This is a genomic window from Ruegeria sp. AK4, assembly GCF_056541025.1.
Genome location: NZ_JBQFXS010000006.1, coordinates 1 through 19027, shown reverse-complemented (window position 1 = coordinate 19027; position 19027 = coordinate 1). Strand labels below are relative to the sequence as shown.

16 protein-coding genes and 1 tRNA gene are annotated in these 19027 nt (G+C 57.1%); 5 read left to right on the top strand and 12 right to left on the bottom strand.

Going from position 1 to position 19027, the window contains the following annotated elements:
• Positions 1-12 precede the first annotated feature (12 nt).
• The 5 genes from ACR0EZ_RS12225 to ACR0EZ_RS12205 all read right to left on the bottom strand — a co-directional run bounded on the left by ACR0EZ_RS12225 (position 13) and on the right by ACR0EZ_RS12205 (position 8323).
• Complete coding sequence (locus tag ACR0EZ_RS12225) at positions 13-201, bottom strand: hypothetical protein (RefSeq protein WP_480613360.1); 189 nt, start codon at positions 199-201, stop codon at positions 13-15.
• A gap of 100 nt (positions 202-301) precedes the next feature.
• Positions 302-1654 carry an HlyD family type I secretion periplasmic adaptor subunit gene (locus tag ACR0EZ_RS12220; protein WP_480613359.1) on the bottom strand — a complete coding sequence of 451 codons (1353 nt, stop codon included), beginning with the start codon at positions 1652-1654 and terminating at the stop codon, positions 302-304.
• A gap of 2 nt (positions 1655-1656) precedes the next feature.
• Positions 1657-3918, bottom strand: coding sequence for a type I secretion system permease/ATPase (locus tag ACR0EZ_RS12215; RefSeq protein WP_480613357.1), 2262 nt, complete (start codon positions 3916-3918; stop codon positions 1657-1659).
• 39 nt (positions 3919-3957) lie between these two features.
• Complete coding sequence (locus ACR0EZ_RS12210; protein ID WP_480613355.1) at positions 3958-5898, bottom strand: type I secretion protein; 1941 nt, start codon at positions 5896-5898, stop codon at positions 3958-3960.
• A 130-nt stretch (positions 5899-6028) separates the two neighbouring features.
• Positions 6029-8323: a hypothetical protein gene (locus ACR0EZ_RS12205; protein WP_480613354.1), complete on the bottom strand. Its 2295-nt coding sequence runs from the start codon at positions 8321-8323 to the stop codon at positions 6029-6031.
• A gap of 618 nt (positions 8324-8941) precedes the next feature.
• On the opposite strand from ACR0EZ_RS12205, the gene ACR0EZ_RS12200 reads away from it, so the two are divergent.
• Positions 8942-9676, top strand: a complete 735-nt coding sequence (locus ACR0EZ_RS12200) for a helix-turn-helix transcriptional regulator (RefSeq protein ID WP_480613352.1) — start codon at positions 8942-8944, stop codon at positions 9674-9676.
• The gene (locus ACR0EZ_RS12195; protein WP_480613350.1) at positions 9669-10166 is read left to right on the top strand and encodes a hypothetical protein; all 498 of its coding nucleotides are present in this window, start codon (positions 9669-9671) and stop codon (positions 10164-10166) included. Before ACR0EZ_RS12200 ends, ACR0EZ_RS12195 begins: the two co-directional genes overlap by 8 nt.
• A 69-nt stretch (positions 10167-10235) precedes the next feature.
• Here ACR0EZ_RS12195 and ACR0EZ_RS12190 read toward each other — a convergent pair.
• The 7 genes from ACR0EZ_RS12190 to ACR0EZ_RS12160 all read right to left on the bottom strand — a co-directional run bounded on the left by ACR0EZ_RS12190 (position 10236) and on the right by ACR0EZ_RS12160 (position 16840).
• Positions 10236-10321, bottom strand: a tRNA-Leu gene (locus ACR0EZ_RS12190).
• Between the two features lie 543 nt (positions 10322-10864).
• Positions 10865-11383 carry a hypothetical protein gene (locus ACR0EZ_RS12185; protein WP_480613348.1) on the bottom strand — a complete coding sequence of 173 codons (519 nt, stop codon included), beginning with the start codon at positions 11381-11383 and terminating at the stop codon, positions 10865-10867.
• 214 nt (positions 11384-11597) lie between these two features.
• The gene (locus ACR0EZ_RS12180; RefSeq protein ID WP_480613346.1) at positions 11598-11723 is read right to left on the bottom strand and encodes a hypothetical protein; all 126 of its coding nucleotides are present in this window, start codon (positions 11721-11723) and stop codon (positions 11598-11600) included.
• 66 nt (positions 11724-11789) lie between these two features.
• Positions 11790-12476 (bottom strand): c-type cytochrome, encoded by a 687-nt coding sequence (locus tag ACR0EZ_RS12175; protein ID WP_480613344.1) that lies wholly within the window; start codon positions 12474-12476, stop codon positions 11790-11792.
• On the bottom strand, positions 12463-13794 hold the full coding sequence (gene soxC, locus ACR0EZ_RS12170) for a sulfite dehydrogenase (protein ID WP_480613342.1): 1332 nt from the start codon (positions 13792-13794) through the stop codon (positions 12463-12465). Before soxC ends, ACR0EZ_RS12175 begins: the two co-directional genes overlap by 14 nt.
• Before the next feature lie 37 nt (positions 13795-13831).
• A complete protein-coding gene (locus ACR0EZ_RS12165) occupies positions 13832-15094 on the bottom strand; it encodes a cytochrome c (protein ID WP_480613340.1) in 1263 nt (420 codons plus the stop codon).
• Positions 15095-15376: 282 nt separating this feature from the next.
• On the bottom strand, positions 15377-16840 hold the full coding sequence (locus ACR0EZ_RS12160; RefSeq protein ID WP_480613925.1) for an SLC13 family permease: 1464 nt from the start codon (positions 16838-16840) through the stop codon (positions 15377-15379).
• Positions 16841-18030: 1190 nt separating this feature from the next.
• Between ACR0EZ_RS12160 and ACR0EZ_RS12155 the strand changes: the two genes are divergently transcribed.
• The 3 genes from ACR0EZ_RS12155 to ACR0EZ_RS12145 all read left to right on the top strand — a co-directional run bounded on the left by ACR0EZ_RS12155 (position 18031) and on the right by ACR0EZ_RS12145 (position 18914).
• Positions 18031-18216 carry a hypothetical protein gene (locus tag ACR0EZ_RS12155; RefSeq protein WP_480613338.1) on the top strand — a complete coding sequence of 62 codons (186 nt, stop codon included), beginning with the start codon at positions 18031-18033 and terminating at the stop codon, positions 18214-18216.
• Between the two features lie 325 nt (positions 18217-18541).
• The gene (locus ACR0EZ_RS12150) at positions 18542-18790 is read left to right on the top strand and encodes a hypothetical protein (RefSeq protein ID WP_480613336.1); all 249 of its coding nucleotides are present in this window, start codon (positions 18542-18544) and stop codon (positions 18788-18790) included.
• Positions 18777-18914 (top strand): hypothetical protein, encoded by a 138-nt coding sequence (locus ACR0EZ_RS12145; RefSeq protein ID WP_480613335.1) that lies wholly within the window; start codon positions 18777-18779, stop codon positions 18912-18914. The genes ACR0EZ_RS12150 and ACR0EZ_RS12145 overlap by 14 nt, the downstream gene beginning before the upstream one ends.
• Positions 18915-19027: the final 113 nt, after the last annotated feature.

Below are 19027 nucleotides of genomic sequence, written 5' to 3'. Positions count from 1 at the left end.
AAAACGATCTGATCACGCCGCGCCCTGATACAGGCGTCTGGCAACCAGCCACGATGCGGGTGCGGCGACAACAGCACCGACCGCCGCAGCTGAGACGATGGCCGCGACCGAGACCATCCCGATGGACAGCACCGCGATAACGGCGGATCCGGCCAAAGCGGTCGCGATCAGAGAATACAATGTGGCGGCAAGGCGTATCATGGCCGGTCATCCTGTTGATTGGAGTTCTTCCGCCATATTACGCAATTCGAATGTGACCCACCTTGATATGGGTCAGATCAGGCAGCCATGATTGGTTGACCTAGTGCTCGCGGAACGCGCGGGACATGCTGTCTGTCACCGGCTTGGCGATATAGGCGGCAAAGGTGCGTTCTTCGGTCTGGATCATGATCTCAGCCGGCATGCCAGGCGTCGGAATGAACCCTCGCACACGCCCCAGCTCGTCCGGGGTCAGAGAGATACGGGCCAGATAGACCTCTTGCGGCACGCCCGTTGTATCCTCTAGCAGCGCGTCCGCCGAGATATAGAACACCTCGCCCTGCAGAACCGGTGTGGTCCGCTGGTTCAGAGCGACCAGCCGCACCGTGGCCTCCTGCCCCGTTGCGACGCTGTCGATTTCGGTGCGGGGGATTTGCGCCTCGATAATCAGCGGGGCGTCGGCGGGCAGTATCTCAGCGATGGGTTCGCCGGTTTCAATCACGCCGCCGGGGGTGTGATAGTGCAGCCGGACAACCGTGCCGGTGACCGGAGCGCGCACAACGGCGCGGGCCAGAACGCTGCGCGCCTGCCGCGATTTCTCGCGGACACTTTCCAGATCGGCTTCGATCACGCCCAACTCGTCCAGCGCGGCCTCGCGATAGGCGGCCTTGGTGCGTGCAATCTGTTCTTCGTATTTCAGAAGCATCTGGTTGATTTCCGCTGTCTCAGCCTGCAACCGGGCGTGCTGGCCTTCGGCTTCGGCCTGAACGCGGCGGATGGTGTTCAGGTCGCCCTTGCGCACCAAACCCTTATCGAATAGAGACTTTTTCGTATCGTATTCTTCCTGCAAAATCTCTGCGCGCCGCACCATGCTGGCCAGTTGCGCCTCGAACCCGCTGGCGCGGATTTTCAGCGCTTCCATATTGCGTTCCAGCAGGGCCACGTCATTCAGCAACGTCTTGCGCGACAGCTCAAAGCTCAGCTTTTGCCCGTCGAGGATTGTCATCACCTCAACATCTTCCGACGCTTCGATCAGGTTGGCGGAAAAGCTCAGCTTGTCCTGTTCGCGATATTCGGCCAGAAGGCGTTCGGTCATCGCCTGCAGTCGCGCCTGACGGATGAAAAGCTCGCGCTCATTCGCCTCGGCCGAGGTCTGGTCCAGCGTCATCAGAACTTCGCCAGCGGTCACGGTCTGGCCTTCCATGACCTTGATCTCTTCGATGATGCCGCCTTCGAGGTGCTGCACGATCTTGTTGCGCCCGGTGGCCACAAAGCTGCCCTGCGCAATCACAGCCGCCGCAAGCGGCGCGCTGAAGGACCAGACGCCGAAGCCACCGAAACAGACCACTAGCATCACCATGCCGATCACAATCAGCCGGTTGATCGAGCGTGGAACCTCGGCATACCAAACGGTGGGATCCTTGGCAGAGTCGTCTACGGGTACAAGATCGTTCATGGTCAGCCCCCCTGCTGGCCTTCAATTCCGGGCTGTTTGCGAGATGCCGCCAACTGCTGCAGAACCTGCTCACGCTGTCCGAACAGCGCCACGCGCCCGTCGGTTAGCAGCATGATTTTGTCCACCACGCTCAGCAGCGTCGGTTTCTGCGTGATCACCACGACGGTGATCTTGCTTTCCCGCGCCTGTTCAATGGCACGGGCCAGCGCCTTGTCGCCCGCCACATCGAGGTTCGAGTTCGGCTCGTCCAGCACCACCATCCGCGGGTTCCCGAAGAAAGCGCGCGCCAAGGCGATGCGCTGTTTCTGACCACCAGACAGGGGTGAGCCATCGGCGGCCACCACCGTCTCGTAGCCCTGTGGCAGAGTTGCGATCATGTTGTGCACATCGGCCAGCACGGCGGCATCATGGATTTGCTCATCCGTCGCGTCCGCGCGCATGCGTCCGATGTTGTCCTTGATGGTGCCGGGAAATAATTGCACGTCCTGCGGCAGGTATCCGATGCTTTCCCCGAACTGGCGCGGATCCCAGTTGCGGATGTCCATGAGGTCCAGCCGCACGCTGCCCGAGGTTGGCAGGATCGAGCCCACCAGCGTCTTACCCAGCGTGGTTTTGCCCGCGCCGGAATTTCCGATGATCGCCAGCGTCTCGCCTGGATTGAGCGAGAAGCTAATCCCGTTCAGCACAACGCGCTTGGTGCCGCCCGGAACATAAAGCAGCCGTTCCACATCGACCCGGCCTTCGGGGCGCGGCAGGCGCAGTTTTTCGAACTGCAGGGCCGAGCTCGACAGCAGCGCGTTGATCCGGCTGTAGGCCCCGCGTGTCATCAGGAAGGCGTTCCACCCTTCGATGGAGCCTTCGATCGGCGCAAAGGCGCGCCCGGCAATGATCGATGCGGCAATGACCATGCCGCCGGTGATCTCACCCTGCAGGGCCAGAAACGCGCCCCAGCCCAGAATGCCGATCTGGGTCAGCAGGCGTATCGCGCGTGAGATAGCGGCAAAAACGACATTGCGGTCCTGCGCCCGCACCTGCCAGGTCAGGGACTGCGCGGTGTCGCGGCCCCAGATCCGCACGGCCTCGGGGATCATGGCAAGCGCGTTGATGATCTGGCTGTTGCGCGCCATCGAATCCAGATGCTGGTTCGCCATGGACTGCGCCCGGTTCGCCTCGGAGAAAGGCTTGGCGGTCATCTTCTGGTTAATCAGCGCGATAGTCATCAGCAGCAGCGCCGTGACCACAACGATCATGCCCAATTGCGGGTGCACCAGAAAGATCATCAGGATGAACATCGGTGCGAACGGGACGTCCAGAAAAGAAATCAGCGTGCCCGACACCAGAAAACCGCGCACCTGCTGCAGATCGCCCAGCGTCTGATACTCGCGCCCGCTTCCATGCAGCGAGGCATGGGCGGCGGCGCTGAGCACTGGTGCGCCAAGGCGCGCGGCAACCTCGACCCCTGTCCGCATCAGCATGAACCGCCGGATCGCGTCAAAGGCGGATTGGAAAATCACCGCCCCTGCAACAATCGCTGTCAGCATGATCAGCGTGTCCAGCGACCGGCTGGTCAGCACCCGGTCGCTGATCTGGAACAGATAGATCGGGATCGCCAGGATCAGGATGTTGGTTGCGCAGGTCAGCACCAAAACGAACGCCAGGTTGCGCCAGATCGCCCGCATCGAGGTTTTCAGCGTTTGCTGAAAATCCTCGGGCGGGGTGCGCTTGTGGAAAGTTTGGGGTGGCCCATTCCCGCCACCGCCGCCGGACTTGGCCCGCATCAGTGGCTCGTTTGCTTTGGCCTCAATCGTGGTGCCTATGCGATCACCGCCGGATGCGGGCGCTGAGGGGGTCGTGCGCGCTGTGGCATCCTTGGCGGGTTCGGGACCGAGGTCATCGCCATCGGCCACCCCTGCGCCACCGCCCGCAGGGTCTTTATCTTGCGCGGGCTGCGGCTGTGCGCGCCGTTGGGGAGGAACGGCACGCGTTGTCTGCTGGTCTGACGTGTCTTGGGAGTTCCGTGGCCGGGTAGTATCCTCCTTTGAATGCACAGACGGCTTTTGTTCCGCCGCCGCTTTCGCCGCCTGTCTTTCATCCGATTCAAGCACGCGCATCTCCTCGGTCAGACTCAGGCGCGCTGCGCCTTTGGTGCCCGACTTCGGGCGCGCCGCCCGGTCGCCTGCTTCAGGCTTCAGCGGGCCAGTGCCACCGTGCCGATCCAGAGGGCTGGCATATAAGGTACGGCGCGACGAAAACATAATCGACATCTACTAACCTTCTGGTCACTCGTAAAAACATGGGAAAAATCAGGCCAGCATGGATTGCAGGCCGTCTTCGGTACTGAACTCTTCCGTTGGCGTCAGTTGCGGAGCTGTTCCAGCCTCCATTTGCCCGCCGGACGCCTCTTCCATGATCATGGCAATCGCTTCATTGGTCAGTTCCGCGATTTCTTCATTGTCCGGCATGTCAATCAGGCTGGCCTGATGCAGCAGCAGATCGGAATACTCGCCCTCGCCGGTCATGACCACTGAATCCACGCCGAACTTGGTGATGTCAGCGGAATTCAGAATGGCGTTGCTGCCAGCGACCACGTCGGTTTCGGCGGCGTTGGGCCCGGACAGATGCACATCGTCCTGATCCAGCATCATCGTGACCTGTTCCATGATATTGACCTGCATCAGGTCGCCATCGATCTTCAGGACCCGCATCTGCTCCATCCCGGCAAACATCGGATCATTCAGCAACGCCTCTTCCAGCGCTTCCATATCCATCTCTTGCAGCGACATCGCATTCGAGATGTTGTCACCGAGATCCTCGTGCGTATCCTCGCCCATCGTGGTGATCGAGGCGTCATTCATCACAAGGTTTTCGTCGTCGCCGTCTTCGTGAGTGGCGGGGATGACCCCCGTAATGATATCGTCATCCATCAAGGCGATGCTCTGCTGCAGAACATCGACCGAAATCATATCCCCACCGATCATGATCAGGTCGTAGTAGCTGCCAAGCTGAATGATGTCGGTCACATTGACCATCTCGTTGTCACCCAGTGCGTACAGCGTGGACGAGGCCGAGATTTCCGTCTGGATGTGGTCCATATCCGTCGCGTCGATCAGCTGGCTGATGAAGTTTGCGACGACCATATCGCCATGGACCCAGTCCACCATTATGAAGGCGGGCTGCTCTGTGCCGCCGTCCAGCCAGGACGCTTCTTTTGCCTCGACCACAATCTCGGAGGATTGAATGACGTTGGTGCCGCTTTCGGTTCCCGGCACGCCCTCGTCCCAATCCGATACAGCCGCTACCTGGCTGATCATTGTCAGGCTGATCGACTGTCCGCCAACCGCGATATACGGTGCATCGACCCATGCAACGGTGGTCGAGATCGCGTTGATCGCCAGATTTCCGCCAGCGATTACCGTATGCCCTTCATCAAAATCCGGATCTTTCGACTGATCCCATTCGTCAGGAAACTGCGCCTCGTACTCGGCTTCGGCTTCCTCTGTTTCATCGGGCTGATGATACTCGGGCAGCAGATCCTTCCAAACCGGGGCTTCGTCCACATATTCGCCGTTTACAATGATGCCAAGCGCATCTTCGCCGTGGAACTGGTGAATGGTGACGCCCTCGATATCCGAGGTCATCGGGTTCTGCATCTGCTCGGCCAGTTCCTTTACAGCATCGACGGATGCGTAATCCGCGAGGCTGAAGGATGGCGCAGCAAAGGCATGCAGGGACAGGGCGGTATCCAGAAACGCTTCGCCCTCGGCTATGAGCGCCTCGGTATCGCGGAAGTCGCCCTCGCCTACGGTATCATTGTCGCGCAGGAACAGCTTTTGCAGGGTGACGGTCACGGCTGAACCCAAGGGTTCGATTTCCGGACGAATGAAGAGCACCTCGAAGTTTATATCAGGGCCCCCGAAGATAGACTCGGGAACGAACCGTTCGGACAGCGGGACGCCATCAAGGTAAATCGCGGCCTCCTGAATGGGGCCAAACGGGGCCGGCGGCAGCGGAATATCTGCGGGCGGCGCGTCGAATTTGTAAGGAAGTGGCTTGTAATCGCCCGGAGCAAGTTCGAGCTTGGCTTTGACATTGATTTTGATGGGGTCTTCAAGTTCATCAAGCTCGGCTTTGCGCCGCATGGCCGTGAACTCTTCGTACTGATCCCGCAACCGGGCCTGTTCAGTGGTTAACTCAAAAGTTCCAATAAAATGGGCAATCTTCTCGGTAATACTGTCAAGGGCCATATCGGTCATCCTTTACACCCGCACCGGCTGGAATTTCCGCTTTGGGTTCACTTGACCGAGGCCGCAGATTACGGCCCCGGCGTTATCGTTAAAATCACGGGGCCCGAAATTGCGAGCCCCGTTTTACTGTTTACGCGTCGGTGTCGTCGCTTGCGTAGGACGACGTCATCGAACCGCCAACCATGGTCGTGTCGACCGAGTTACCAAGCACGTTGGCACCCATGACGATCGACTGGTTGAACGCCGATGTATCGACAACGGCTGCTGCCGAAGCGTAGGACTCGCCGGTCACGATACCATCGCCACCGTTGTTCGAACCCCATGCGCCGCCGTTACCGCCGGCTCCGCCGTCGCCCGAATAGGCGCCAGCCGCGCTACCACCGGTGATCGTGCCACCCATGGTGTCGCCGGACATCGCCGAACCGGTTGCCGCGCCACTGGTTCCGCCGGTTGCAGCAGATGCACCACCGGCACCACCTGCGCCCGAGCTTGCCGCGCCGGTCGCGTCGCCGGACCCGGTCGAGGTCGCGTCGTTGTCCGAGCTACCCGCACCGCCGTAACCCGCAATGGCTTCGGCCAGGGAGTCTGCCGCACCAGTATTGTCGGAGTCACCCATGACATCAGCAGCACCGCCGCCGCCGGCAGTATTGGCCGCATCGGCAGATCCCGCACCGCTACCGGACGAGGTTGCTGTCGGCGTGGTCGTGCCACCGGCACCACCGTCACCGTCGGCCGCCGCCGTACCGGTGCCAGTACCGTTTGCCGCACCGTCGGCATCGTTCGAGCCGCCGGCACCACCGCTACCATCGGTCGCTTGCGAGTTGTCGGCCGATCCGTTCACGTCGCCCGAGGTCTGGTCGATGTCAGGTCCGCTTGCGGACTGATCGCCAACCGCCTGCGCATCGGCATCCGAGTCAGCCGTACCGCCGGAACCGTCACCGCCGGAACCATCGCCGCCGTCGCCGTCTCCGCCAGAACCGTCGCCGCCGTTTCCGTCGCCGCCGTTGCCGTCACCGCCTTCACCGGCTTCGGCATCAACCATGCCTAGCTCTTCCTGCAGGGCCATGATTGCCGCTTCGACCAGAGCCGCGAAACCGCCTTCGCCAGCACCGCCGGTGCCGTCACCGCCAGTTCCGTCGCCACCGGTTCCGTCACCGCCGGTTCCATCACCACCGGTTCCGTCGCCGCCGTCGCCGTCAGCAGAGCTGTCTGCCGCGCTGGATGCAGTACCGTCCGCGTCATTGCTTCCCGCGGTCGCGTCATTGGCTTCAGTGTCTGCGTCGCCGGAGTTCGATGCCGAGTTGTCTGACGATGCACTACCGTCGCCACCGTCCGCACCATCGGCACTCGTGTCGTTGGTCGCGTTGCCGTTGCCGTTGCCGTTGGAGTCAGAGTCGCTGTCGCCGCCATCAGCGTCGCCATACGCGCCTGCACCCGACAGACCAAGGCCAAGGCCCAGACCGAACGAGTCCGCGCTGCCGCCAGCACCGCCAGTGCCCTGACCGTTGGCGTCCGCAGAACCGGAGTTGCTGGCCGAAGACGAGTTATCCGCGTCTCCACCATAACCACCAGAGCTGTCACCGTCGGATGCTGCAGTCGAGGTGCCTACACCCATGCTGGAGTTATTCGCGTCACCTGTGGAACCGCCGTAACCGCCGGTCGAGGCCGCGTCTGCGCTACCGGTATGACCGCCCAGAGCATGTGCATGACCGCCACTGGTCGCCGAGCTTGCATCACCGCCATAGCTGGTGCCGCCGTAACCGGAGTCGCCGCCATTAGCATTGGAACCGATGCCTTCTTCCGCATGGGCGTTGCCGCCATGTGCGTCGCCGTTCTGGGTAAATGTACCATCATTCGACACTGACGCAGACTCGAGCGAGTCGTTGTCATCCAGGCTGTTCACCTGGTTGTTGACTGATGACATCGCCGTCCCGGCACCATCCATTGAAATGTCCAGGTTCATGTCGTCGCCGGGATCGTAATCCAGATCGCCACCAGCGCTGATCACGTCACCAACGGTCGCGTCATCGCCCAGGTCCAGATCGACCTGATCGTCATCGCGCGGAATCCACTCGCCGCCGCCAAAGTCGATATTGATGGCGTTGTTGTTCGAGTTGTCGTTGCTGTCGTCACCGGCATCCAGCGTCTGAGACTGGTCCTGATCCTGACCTTGATCCTGGCCCTGATCCTGACCTTGGTCCTGACCCTGATCCTGGCCTTGTTCTTGGCCCTGATCCTGACCCTGATCCTGTGCCTGATCGTTCGAACTTTCGACGTTCTGATCCTGCTGCTGCTGTTGAGCCGTCAGGTCCGCGTCAATCGTCGCTTCTGCGATTTCCACGTCGGTATCAAGTTCTGCGGAGAGGTTTTCGACATTAATTTCGTCGACGGTCGTAACATTGGTATTATTTGTATTGCGTCTCATAACAATAATCCATCACTGATACGCCAGACCGCCATTCATCTACAAAGCGGTATTCGGCGTGTTGGAAACAAAAAACTCCACATTCAGTCGCTGAACTGCGCTGGATGCGGTCGTCTGTTATGTGTCGTGCCCACCTCCTTTCTCGGCTTAGCCGAATTCGCGACCGCTTTTGGTTGAGCCAGAATAGGCAGTGCGCGGGCACGTAAGGATCTTGAAGCTTCCTGAATTGAAGCCCTGCCATGGTTGCAGGGGCACCAGCCGCCGCCTAGCTGCCTGAAAGTACTAATGAGGTTAAACTACTGTTTTATATATATTTTAAGTGCTGAAAACTTGCTCACGGGGAGTTTCGCACGGACTCCTCGCAGCTTCCCGGTCGAAAAAAGAAATCCAATTGTTTCCGCAATTTAGGCACAAAATTGCCCCAATTACCTAAACGAAAGTTCTATACAAGGCGTCGATTTGCATTTGCCTTATTGATGGAAATTCTACTTTCAGGTATAGTCTGAGCACTATTTAATTGAATACACTACCCTTTCACCGCACTAAACCTCAGCTTAATTAACGAAACAATTATTGTCTCAATTTTTACCGGAGAGAATAATAATGAGTGGCCCTGTAATGAGTAATTCTCAATCCCAAAGTACCGGTTACGAAGACTTCTCGATCAATTTTATTGGCAAGGAATTATTCTACTCGAATCAAACCCTAAGAAGTGTTCACAGTGAGTTCGGTGTTCAGGCCCTGCGGCACGAAACGCTCGACGCGCTGGCTGAAACCCCTGCGGCGGGCGGCAGCGTCATGGTGGTCGATCAACTCCTGCTGGATGATCTTCTGACCCGCCCGAACGATTATATCCGCAATGCCGCGTCCGGGTGCATGGCCTTTGCCTACCGCAAGGAAGAATCGGCCCGTATCCTTTTCGAGAACTGGGATCGGGGTCAATTCGGCGACATTGGTTACCTTCCCATGAACGTCGCGCCGGATGTGTGGCGGGCGATACTCAGATTGCTGATGCATGAGGAACTGTATCTGCCCTGCTTCCTCGCCAACGCCGTGTCCAAACCCATCCCCCATGCAATCGGGCCTGCGCCCACCCCTGCATCGCCCCGCGCCGACAGTCCGAAACTGCAAAGCCTGTACGCCAAACTGACGCGCCGGGAAAAGCAGGTTCTGCGTCTTGTCTCTCAGGGCGAAAGCAACAAGGTCATTGCCTCGCGGCTGGGTATCACCGAGCACACGGTCAAGCTGCACATGCATAACGTGGTGGGCAAGATCGGGGTCAGCAATCGCACCGCCGCGGCCCATTTCTATTTCGAGGTCGCGCCAAACGACGCGCAGATTTCAATTGACTGATCCTTTCGAAGCCCGGTTCGACCGCCTGATCCTTCTGGTCGGCAAGTTGAACTATATGTGGACCAACACCGAAAGCCTGCTGATCCACCTGATTGCCGGCCTGAGCGGGACGTCCAAAGATGTCGCCGTAATCATTTTCCTGACTCTGAACACGACCAGAGCCAGGATTGATCTTGTTGAACGTCTGGCCAAAATGGATGGCCGCCCGGCCGAGATACGGGATCCGATCCTGAAGCACACGCACCGCCTTAGCAAACTGTCCGGCATCCGGAACAAATTCAATCACTGCATCTACTCGTTCGACAAAGAAAGCGGGAACCCAAAGACCATCCTGATGCGCATCTCGGACCGCAAAACCGACATCAAACTTGGCCGGGAAGACACGGTAGACGACGACGCGATACACGAGATCGAGGCCGTGGTCGAACAACTGTCAGCCGCAAACCGAGACATCTGGCGCCTGATTACTGAATTGGGGTATCCGGTCTAGTTGCAACCTTGAGGCACGACGCCGCGTGGCCGAGGCGCTGGAATCCAAATCCAACTCTGCGAAAAAACTTGGTACCCGCGGCCGGACTCGAACCGGCACGGCGTTTCCGCCTGGAGATTTTAAGTCTCCTGTGTCTACCATTCCACCACGCGGGCAAAGCGCCTTGACCCGCCGTCGGGCCTGAGAAATCACTAATGCGACAAAGTCATGAATACAATGTGTTTCAGACTGAGGAAGGCGGTTAATTTGGGTTGCCGCGCCCACCGGTTTGCTCACCCCACCTGGCCGCCCATCGTTCATCCAATCGGAGCGCCTTAGTAGCCCCATTCCACGCGTGCGCACGCGCGAGGCGTCAAACAAAAAACGCCTTGCTGATCACTGCAGCAAAGGAATCTGGACTCGGGATCGCACGTACTTTTGCTGTGGTCAAACTTTGGTGGTTCTGTCGTTCCGAACAACCACCCGAAACCAAGGTGATACTCCCCAAAACCGCATCCACCGCACAAAACACGAGGCATCGCCCCCAAAACGAGCAGGACACAGAATTGATAAATTGATTCGAACTGGCTCAAATTTATCGAGAGTATTGTTTCCTGAGTTTCATTGACCTCTCGTGGCGACAACAGGGGAAGGAAGGGTTTTTACCTGAACACTCCAGATTCTTTATTAACCCCTTAAAATAAAATATCTTTTTACTGTCAATTCGCGCTACAGGACCGTATGTCAGGCGTTTCCGTTGACACGCGTTTCAGGCTCCAAATGCAAGTCTGAACTGTCAAACCTGGAATATTTGGCACCTGATCCGAGGCCCAGACACTTGTAACCGACAGGCTGAACGGTGTGGTGGTGGTTGATGCAGGAAAAAAGCGGGCCAGCTCTTTCGAAGGGAAAGTGCCGCCACAAGCTTCGAAATACCCGCTGATCAGATCGCCGGTGGTGTTTGTCATTATTGAGCCGACGTACAAGGAATACTCAGCACCAAGTTCTTGTTTGTCGGTATAGCGCAGGTCGATGAAAATGCGTTCGCCGTCCTGAACTATCGCTGCCCGCATAGGGTCCGACCAGCTTGATGGAACGCCAGCTGTGGTACTGTCGCAGGCATATCGTCCTTCGTACTGGCCGGTTAACGAGAAGCTCTCGGAATAGACTGCTGAAGCACCCTGTCCAAGCAATGAAGTTGCCAAGAGAATGCATGCAAAAATTTGTTTCACGTTCATAATCGGCCTCCCCAACCCGTTCGCATTTGGATGGCATTGTCACAAATCATCTGAGCGTCGTTCAGTTACGTCTCGGAAATGATGTCGCCACAAGTCTATGCCCAGACCACCGCTGCGGTCCAGCGAAGACCCGACACCTGAATCGGCGTCAATTGTTGGCTGCAAGCCTGTTTCAATAACTCCTCTTAGATTACAGCCTTTGGTCTACCCGTAGCTACGGTTTCGCCAAGGCCAGCTTGTTAGCGTCGAGTTTATCGCCTTCCGTTTCATCAAAAAAACAGTTGGTACCATTCTTCTCCAAAAGCATCGTCGCGCCTGGATTTCGGAACACAGTTAACATCGAGGTGCTCCTTGAAGACTTCGATAGCACCTGTCCGCAAGTCACAGAACAAAACCTGCAAGACCGTTATCGAACCATGCAATCTGTTATCGGAACCGGTTTGCCATAATTCTCTCCCGATCCGATCAAAACGCCAGCGTCGCCAGGTATTGCACAGTTCGACATGCAGCGCGGCGCGAACACGTCTGGGCGGGCATCGCAAATGAAGCCATCTATGTTCGGCATTGTCACTTGCAACATGCTGTCGCGATCCAGGGTTGCGCCGGCGGGTAGGATGTCGTTCAGGACCAGGATGTACGCAGTAATCGCGTAGACTTCATTGTCGCTGAGGGAATGGGCCGTCGCAAAAGGCATTGCACGGCGGACGTAATCAAAGAAGGTTGTAGCATACGGCCAGTAGCTGCCCACAGTTTGCGCGGGCTGTTGTTCGGTATCGGTCAAAGGCGGTTCCGAACCGACGAGGGTGGGAAACGCACCGCGATCCAGCAGAACCTTCACGCCAACGCCTTTTTCGCCATGACAGGCGGAACACTTTTCCCTGTATATCTGGCCGCCCTCTTCGGCATTGCCCGTTCCATCGGGAAGCCCGGTGCCATCGGGGAAAACGCTAAGGGACCAAACCTCCAGATCTGCCTCGGAGATTGTCTGGCCAAGACACAAGGGGCGATCACTGCAATCGGCGGTCTGCGCAACAGCCGGCGCAGAGGCTGTTGACAGCAGAGCGGCAAAGAAAATCAGGCTAACCCGTCGCATTATACACCTCACCATTGCTTTCGACCCGCCACGTTTGGATGCCGTTGTTGTGGTAGGACGAAAACTTGCCGCGTGCTTCGACAAGTTGCTGAACGAAGGGTTGCGTATAGCCGGTTTCGTCCGTGGCTCGGCTCATTAAAAGTGTCTCGCTGCCGTCCCATCTCCAGGGCAGGGTGAATTCGGTCAGGCATTTCGACATCACCGGCTCTGACAGCTGCGCTTGGGTCCAGTTTCGCCCACCATCCAGTGACACATCCACGTGCGAAATCTTCCCGCGTCCAGACCAAGCGATGCCCCGGATCTGGTAGAACCCTTTTTCCGGCAGGGACTGGCCGCCTGATGGGAAGGTGATGATCGATTTGGCCTCCATCACCAGCGAAGATATCCGCGCCCTGCCGGATTTCAGCAGATCGGTGTATTGACCGGTTTCAAATGTCGCAAACAGGGGTTGGTCAGTCACCTCTATCCGCTGCACCCATTTGATGTTCAGATTGCCTTCGCAACCCGGAACCAGCAACCGAACCGGATACCCCTGTTCGGGGCGCAGCATTTCTCCATTTTGCGCAAAAGCCAGGATGCAATCGTCCAAAGCCCGTGCCATCGGAAGGCTGCGTGCCAATGCTCCGGAATCCGCGCCTTCGACGATCAGCCACTTGGCCGTTTCAGTATCAGCCCCGGCATCTCGCAAAAGGTCGGACAGCCGCACGCCGGTCCATTCTGCGCAGCTGAGGAGGCCGTGAATGTCCTGCGCGGTTAGATATGGAGACGTTTCCTGCCCGCCATAGGTTGCTTTGCCCCAAGTCAGATCGCTGTTGCCGGAACACTCAAGAAACCTGAACGCGGTGACAGTGGGAAAGCGGCGCAGATCCTCCATGCTGAGTTCAAGGTTGCGATCGACAAGCCCGTGAATGACCACTTTGTGCTTTGCCGGATCCATGTCGGCATACCCGCCGTGGGATCGTTCATAAAACAACCCGTTGGGGGTGACGATCCCGCGCAGATCCTGTAGCGGCGTGCCGGTCCAGGAGGATTCGTTCATCGGCGGGACATACCCCTTTGGTGCATGCTGGGATGGGGTCGGGCGACGGATCACTTTGTGTTCATAGGATGACGGGTGGCCATAGGGATTTGTTCCGACCGGATCGCCCAATTCGGTTGCCCAGGGGCGTTGTAGGGGGCCGGCCGCCGCGCCCTCAGCCCCGAGCCCGGCAACCAAACCAGCCGCCGTGCCAGTGGCAATGCCGGCACCGCCCGTCAACACGCTGCGCCGCGTAAGGTCGGTACCGCGCTTGCCCTGCTTGTCTTCATCATCACTCATGTCAAAATCCACTTTTCCCGTTCTGAGCCGCCGCGACCTAATTCAGTATTGCCTCAATATCGGCTTCGGTAAATTTGGGCAGGTCTGGTGTTTCAGCCGCAAAGGCGTATCGCAGGAAATTAGCCAACTCCACGATCTGCGTCGGTGTCATACGGTCCTTGAAGGCAGGCATCGGGCTGGAATTGGGTACGGATCTGGGTTCGGGAAAGCCATTAACGATTGCATAGAGCATGTTGCGGCCCCCAACCTGCGCCAGCGTAGAGTTGCCCGCCAGTGGCGGCGCCCCATCTTTCACACCCTTGCCGCGCGGGCCATGGCACATCGAACAATTGTTCAAATACAATGCCCGCCCCTCGGGAAATGAAGCTGCGGTCTCGGCATCCGCAGCGGCCAAAGCGACGTTGTCGTTAACCCTTGGGGCTGATGGCAGATCCAGAAGATAGGTTGCCATGGCGATCCGATCTTCATCGGTCAACTGCGACAATGAATTCTTAACCACCAGATACATTTCCTTGAATGCAGTTCCTTTGGGTCCTTTGCCCGTTTTGAAGAATTCGGTCAGATATTCCGCGGTCCAGCCGCGCTGTTTCAGAGCCTCGGGCCGAATATCGGGGGCTTCATAATCTGCAAGCGGTGCCCCGGCCAGCGCCCGTCTACGCTCAGCGGCACCAAAGGTGTTATGCGGCGTGTGGCAGGCACCGCAATGGCCCAGACCTTCGACCAGATAGGCACCCCGGTTCCAGACCGCGTCCCGGGACGCGTCGGGTTCATATGTTCCCCGCTTCGCAAAGAGCACATTCCAAAAAAGTACAAGCTGTCGAATATTGAAGGGAAAGCGCAGTTCGTTTTTCGGAACGCTTTTGTCGACCGGCGTCAGGGTCATCAGATACGCAAGCATCGCATCGGAATCTTGGCGCGTCACCAGGTGGTACGATGGATAGGGCATTGCAGGATAGAGGGGCTGAAAGGTCTTGTACGAGCCAAAAGCGAGGACTTGGTAGAACTCGGCCGAGCTCATGCCTTTGATGCCTTCTTCCGACGGGGTGATGTTCGCGGAGTAAATTCCGCCGAACGGGGTATCAATCCTGAGCCCGCCTGCGAACGCTGCTCCGCCTTCGGGGGTATGACAAGACGTGCAGTCGCCTGCTGCGGTCAGATATTTCCCTCGCGCGATGGTTTCGGCATCCGTCGCAATCGGCTGGTTCTCGACACTGGGTACGGCCCACAGCCAGAAGAAAAGAATGGTCAATACCACTGCGCAGATGACAATTCCAAGAATAACTTTGAACAAATGCGCCATAGGTGCTTCCCGACCAATCAATTCGATCTCGAGGGTATTGGGACAATGCTAAAGCATTACCACATCTACACATATCTGTCTTGGGGCGTTGTTTCGCCAAACGTTGCCCGGTTGTCTATGTTTGGATTTGGACGTGTTTAGCGCTCAGTCAAATACGAAAAACGCGGATACAAGCGGCGAAACCATATCGAGGTTTTGTTTGGCAGGCTCAAAGTCTTCCTCGTAGCAACCGCTATATTCTAAATACGCATCCTGAAACTAGGCCGCAAAATACCTGAAGTGCTACCAACCCAAAACGGGTTGATAGACGATATGAACCATCAGAGTGCACAGGGCAATGCCGCACAAATTGAGCCAAAACCCCGCCCGCGCCATATCGGTGATTTTAAGATCAGGGTTCGAAAACACGATCGCATTTGGGGCGGTCGCTACTGGCATCATGAAAGACATATTGGCTGCAAGCGCGGCTGGCACTGCCAATAAAAGCGGGCTCCAACCGAACCCGACGGCAACGGCGGAAACCACCGGAAGTATCGTTGCGGCCGAGGCTGGGTTTGACATGATCTCGGTCAGAAAGACCATCATCGCAACGACCAGAAACACCATGGCGAAAACCGTGATGTCTATTGCTGACACCTGTTCTCCGATCCAATCCGCCAGCCCGGTGATTTGAAACGCCAAAGCCACCGCCAGCCCGCCTCCGATCAGGATCAATACGTTCCACGGCAATTTCACAGCGGTTTCCCAATCCAGCGCGAATTTCGTCATATCTGCATTTACCGGGGTCGCGAAAAGCAACAAAGCTGCGATCAATGCGACGCCGGTATCCGTGATTGGCAACCCGGTGAAATGCGTAATCTGGTCCCCGAAAATCCAGCCGGTTGCGGCCAGACCAAAGACCGCTGCAACGGTCTTTTCCGCACGGCCCATGGGCGGAAGCCGTTCCCGTTCAATGCGCACCGCGTCGGCAAGGTCGTTATCCACCAGGCCCTCACACCGAAACAAGACAAAGCACAACAAGGCCCAGGCAATAAACAACATGACCATTGTCACCGGTAGACCGATCATCAGCCAGTCAACGAACTCGACCGTAATGCCGTATTCACCGGACATGATTGTCGCCAGCAAAGCATTGACGGGCGATCCGATTAAAGTGGCCATTCCGCCAATCGATGCGCTGTAGGCCACCGCAAGCATCAGGCCAACGGAAAATCGGCGCAGTTCATCCGAGCCTGCAACTTTGCTTTTGATGAAATCGATGACGGACAGTGCAACGGCATACATCATGATTGTTGCCGCCGTATTCGTGATCCACATCGAAAGAAATGCGGTGGCAATCATGAAGCCCAGGGTCAGATTGCGTGGCCCCGTACCGGCCCTTGAAACAATTGCCAGCGCGATCCGCCTGTGAAGGCCGACAGCTTCAATCGCCATGGCAAGCATGAACCCACCCAAAAACAGGAATATGAGGGGATGGCCATAGGCCTGCGTGACCGTAGTAATCTCGGCAACTCCGGCGAGCGGCATGACGACAACCGGCAGTAATGCCGTTGCGGCCAGAGGTATGGCCTCACTGAGCCACCATGCAACCATCCACGCCAACAAGGCCAGCAACGTCCAGCCCGCATCGGACATTCCGGGCGGTGGATCAAGCGACTGAACAAGGAAAAACAGTATCGGGCCCGACAGAAGCGACAAGATTACGCGCCAACGGGAACGGACTGACTGGACCTGAAGCTCCTGCATGATACCAACCTTCGGTGTGGCAATCCCGGCGATATGTCTACGCAGCACTCATGGCCGCGGCTAGTGTCAGACTAGGGCAAACATCTGGCTAATGTCATCTGCAGGGTTTTTTAAGGTGTTGCGGGCGATAAACCAAACGGTTTGAGCAGCCTAAATTTACGCGTTTTCCGAATTGGTAATGGCCATGCAAGGCCAGACGGGCGGGTGATTGATAGCCGGTGGCTGATTGACCTGCGGACGTTCAGAGCGGCGCTGATCCGGCACAGGACGACGGGTGCACATCTTATGATGGGCGACAAGCGCAACGCCGATGGCACGTGCTTCAAGTGGTTTGATATTCGGTCGTTCCCGAAGAAGCCGGCGTTGGTGGTGGCGCGAGGGTGAAGGTCAGGCTAGCGCTTGAACTGCTCCAGCGTTGTTTTCACGTTACTAGTGTGCTCAAACCCTTAGATTAGAGTAAAATCAATAGAGTGCAGCCTATCGAAAATGATCCATTTCAGGACGCGATTGTTCGCTTTGTCGACGACGCCAGGAAAAAGGCCGACACCGGCAGCAAACTTGGAGCGCGGCGTATCACGCCGCCTTTGGCGTTGCCGGGGCGCTCGGAATAATTGTCGCAACGCTTTCCCAGAGCACCTTTCCAAATGGCTGGGCGACACACAAAGACACGGTTATCACGGTTCTGTCAGTTTGTGCCGCACTTTTGACCTTCGTAGGTGGCTTTGGTGGATTTGAGCGCAAGTGGCGTTCAAACCGGATTTATCGAACCGAGTTGGACCTAATTCGCATAGACTTGGCAAATCCGAACAAGGATATTGATCAAATCCGTGAGGCTGTACGAGAATCGTCAATTCGCCACAATCAAGTGGTCGTTTCATCGGAAGAGTAGCTTTTCCGCATATTGCAACTCGTGCCAGTAACAGCTCTTAGACGGCCCAAAATCAGCGCGCTTGTCCCCAAGCCCTAGAACGGGTCGGACCCACTTAGCGTCAAACGCAATACAAGTCTGAGAATTGAAGTGGCGCCCCCACACGGAACCACTAGCATTTTCCCAGTTTTTCCGAGAAATTCCATCCAGAGAATTATTCGTGCAAAATCAATTCGCTGATCACTCACTGAAATTCTTTCTTGTTCCACAATGATCCTTTTTATACCAAATATAGTGATGGGGCTGAAAGTGGGGCCAGACGATGCGGGAATTGAACAAGCTTAGCGCGGCACAGATCAAAACCGCCCCTGCGGGTATGCCTGTCGAAGGGGGCAACCCTTGGTACTCGGACAGCTACACAGGCGCAGATAGCCTGGAAGAGGCGGAGACGCTTGTGCAGGGCTGGGCACGGCAGTTGGCTAAGTGCTATGAGATCAGGCCGTGGTGAGGTCAGTATTCGGGCTGTCCGCGCCATTCCGGCTGAGAACAATTTAACCCGTTGATAACACGCGCCTATGATGGCCCCAATGGCCCCGGTTGATGGAGGGAGAAACGACGTGGGGTGGGGTTATGCTTCTGCGCGGCGGGCGCTGTGATAGGCCGATTTGAGTCCAGTCAATACATGCGTAAGCAAACGCTAATCATCCAGATCGCATGAACAACGCGATGCATCCCGAAACGCTCGTGTTTAGTCGGGCTCGCCATCATTTTGTTCCCTTGCTTGCATCTGTTACAATGCCGCACAGTGCATTTTCACTTACGAGAGGTTTCATATGGAACTGTTTCTCGAACTATTACAGAGCTTCGAAATTCTTATCGAAACCAGCTTGGGCGCAGTGGGTTTAGCGATCGGTTGGATGCAATTGCGTGACGGTCGCGACAAAAAATTCCGAGAGTTAGATAGCGAAAACGACCAGCTTCGCATTGAAAACCGCCGGATGCGCGAGAAAATTCACCGCTTGGAGGTCCGTCGTGACTTAGTCATTGAAGTCCCTAGGGAGCGTGAGCATGCAGACCACTAGCCGAAAGATGACTGCGCTATTGCTGCTGATCGTGTCGACGCTGCTGTTCATAAACGGGCTGAGTGACCTGATCGAACTGCTGCTTAGACACTTCCAAACACCTGACCTTCCCCTTCGCGATTAACGAGACGGAGACACCTGCTGCCTGTCTGACGTCAGCGCCAATGGGACAGTTTAGGTCGATTTGATAAGAGAGGGTTTCTGGCTCATCGTAACCGCCAAGGAGTGGAGATGAGA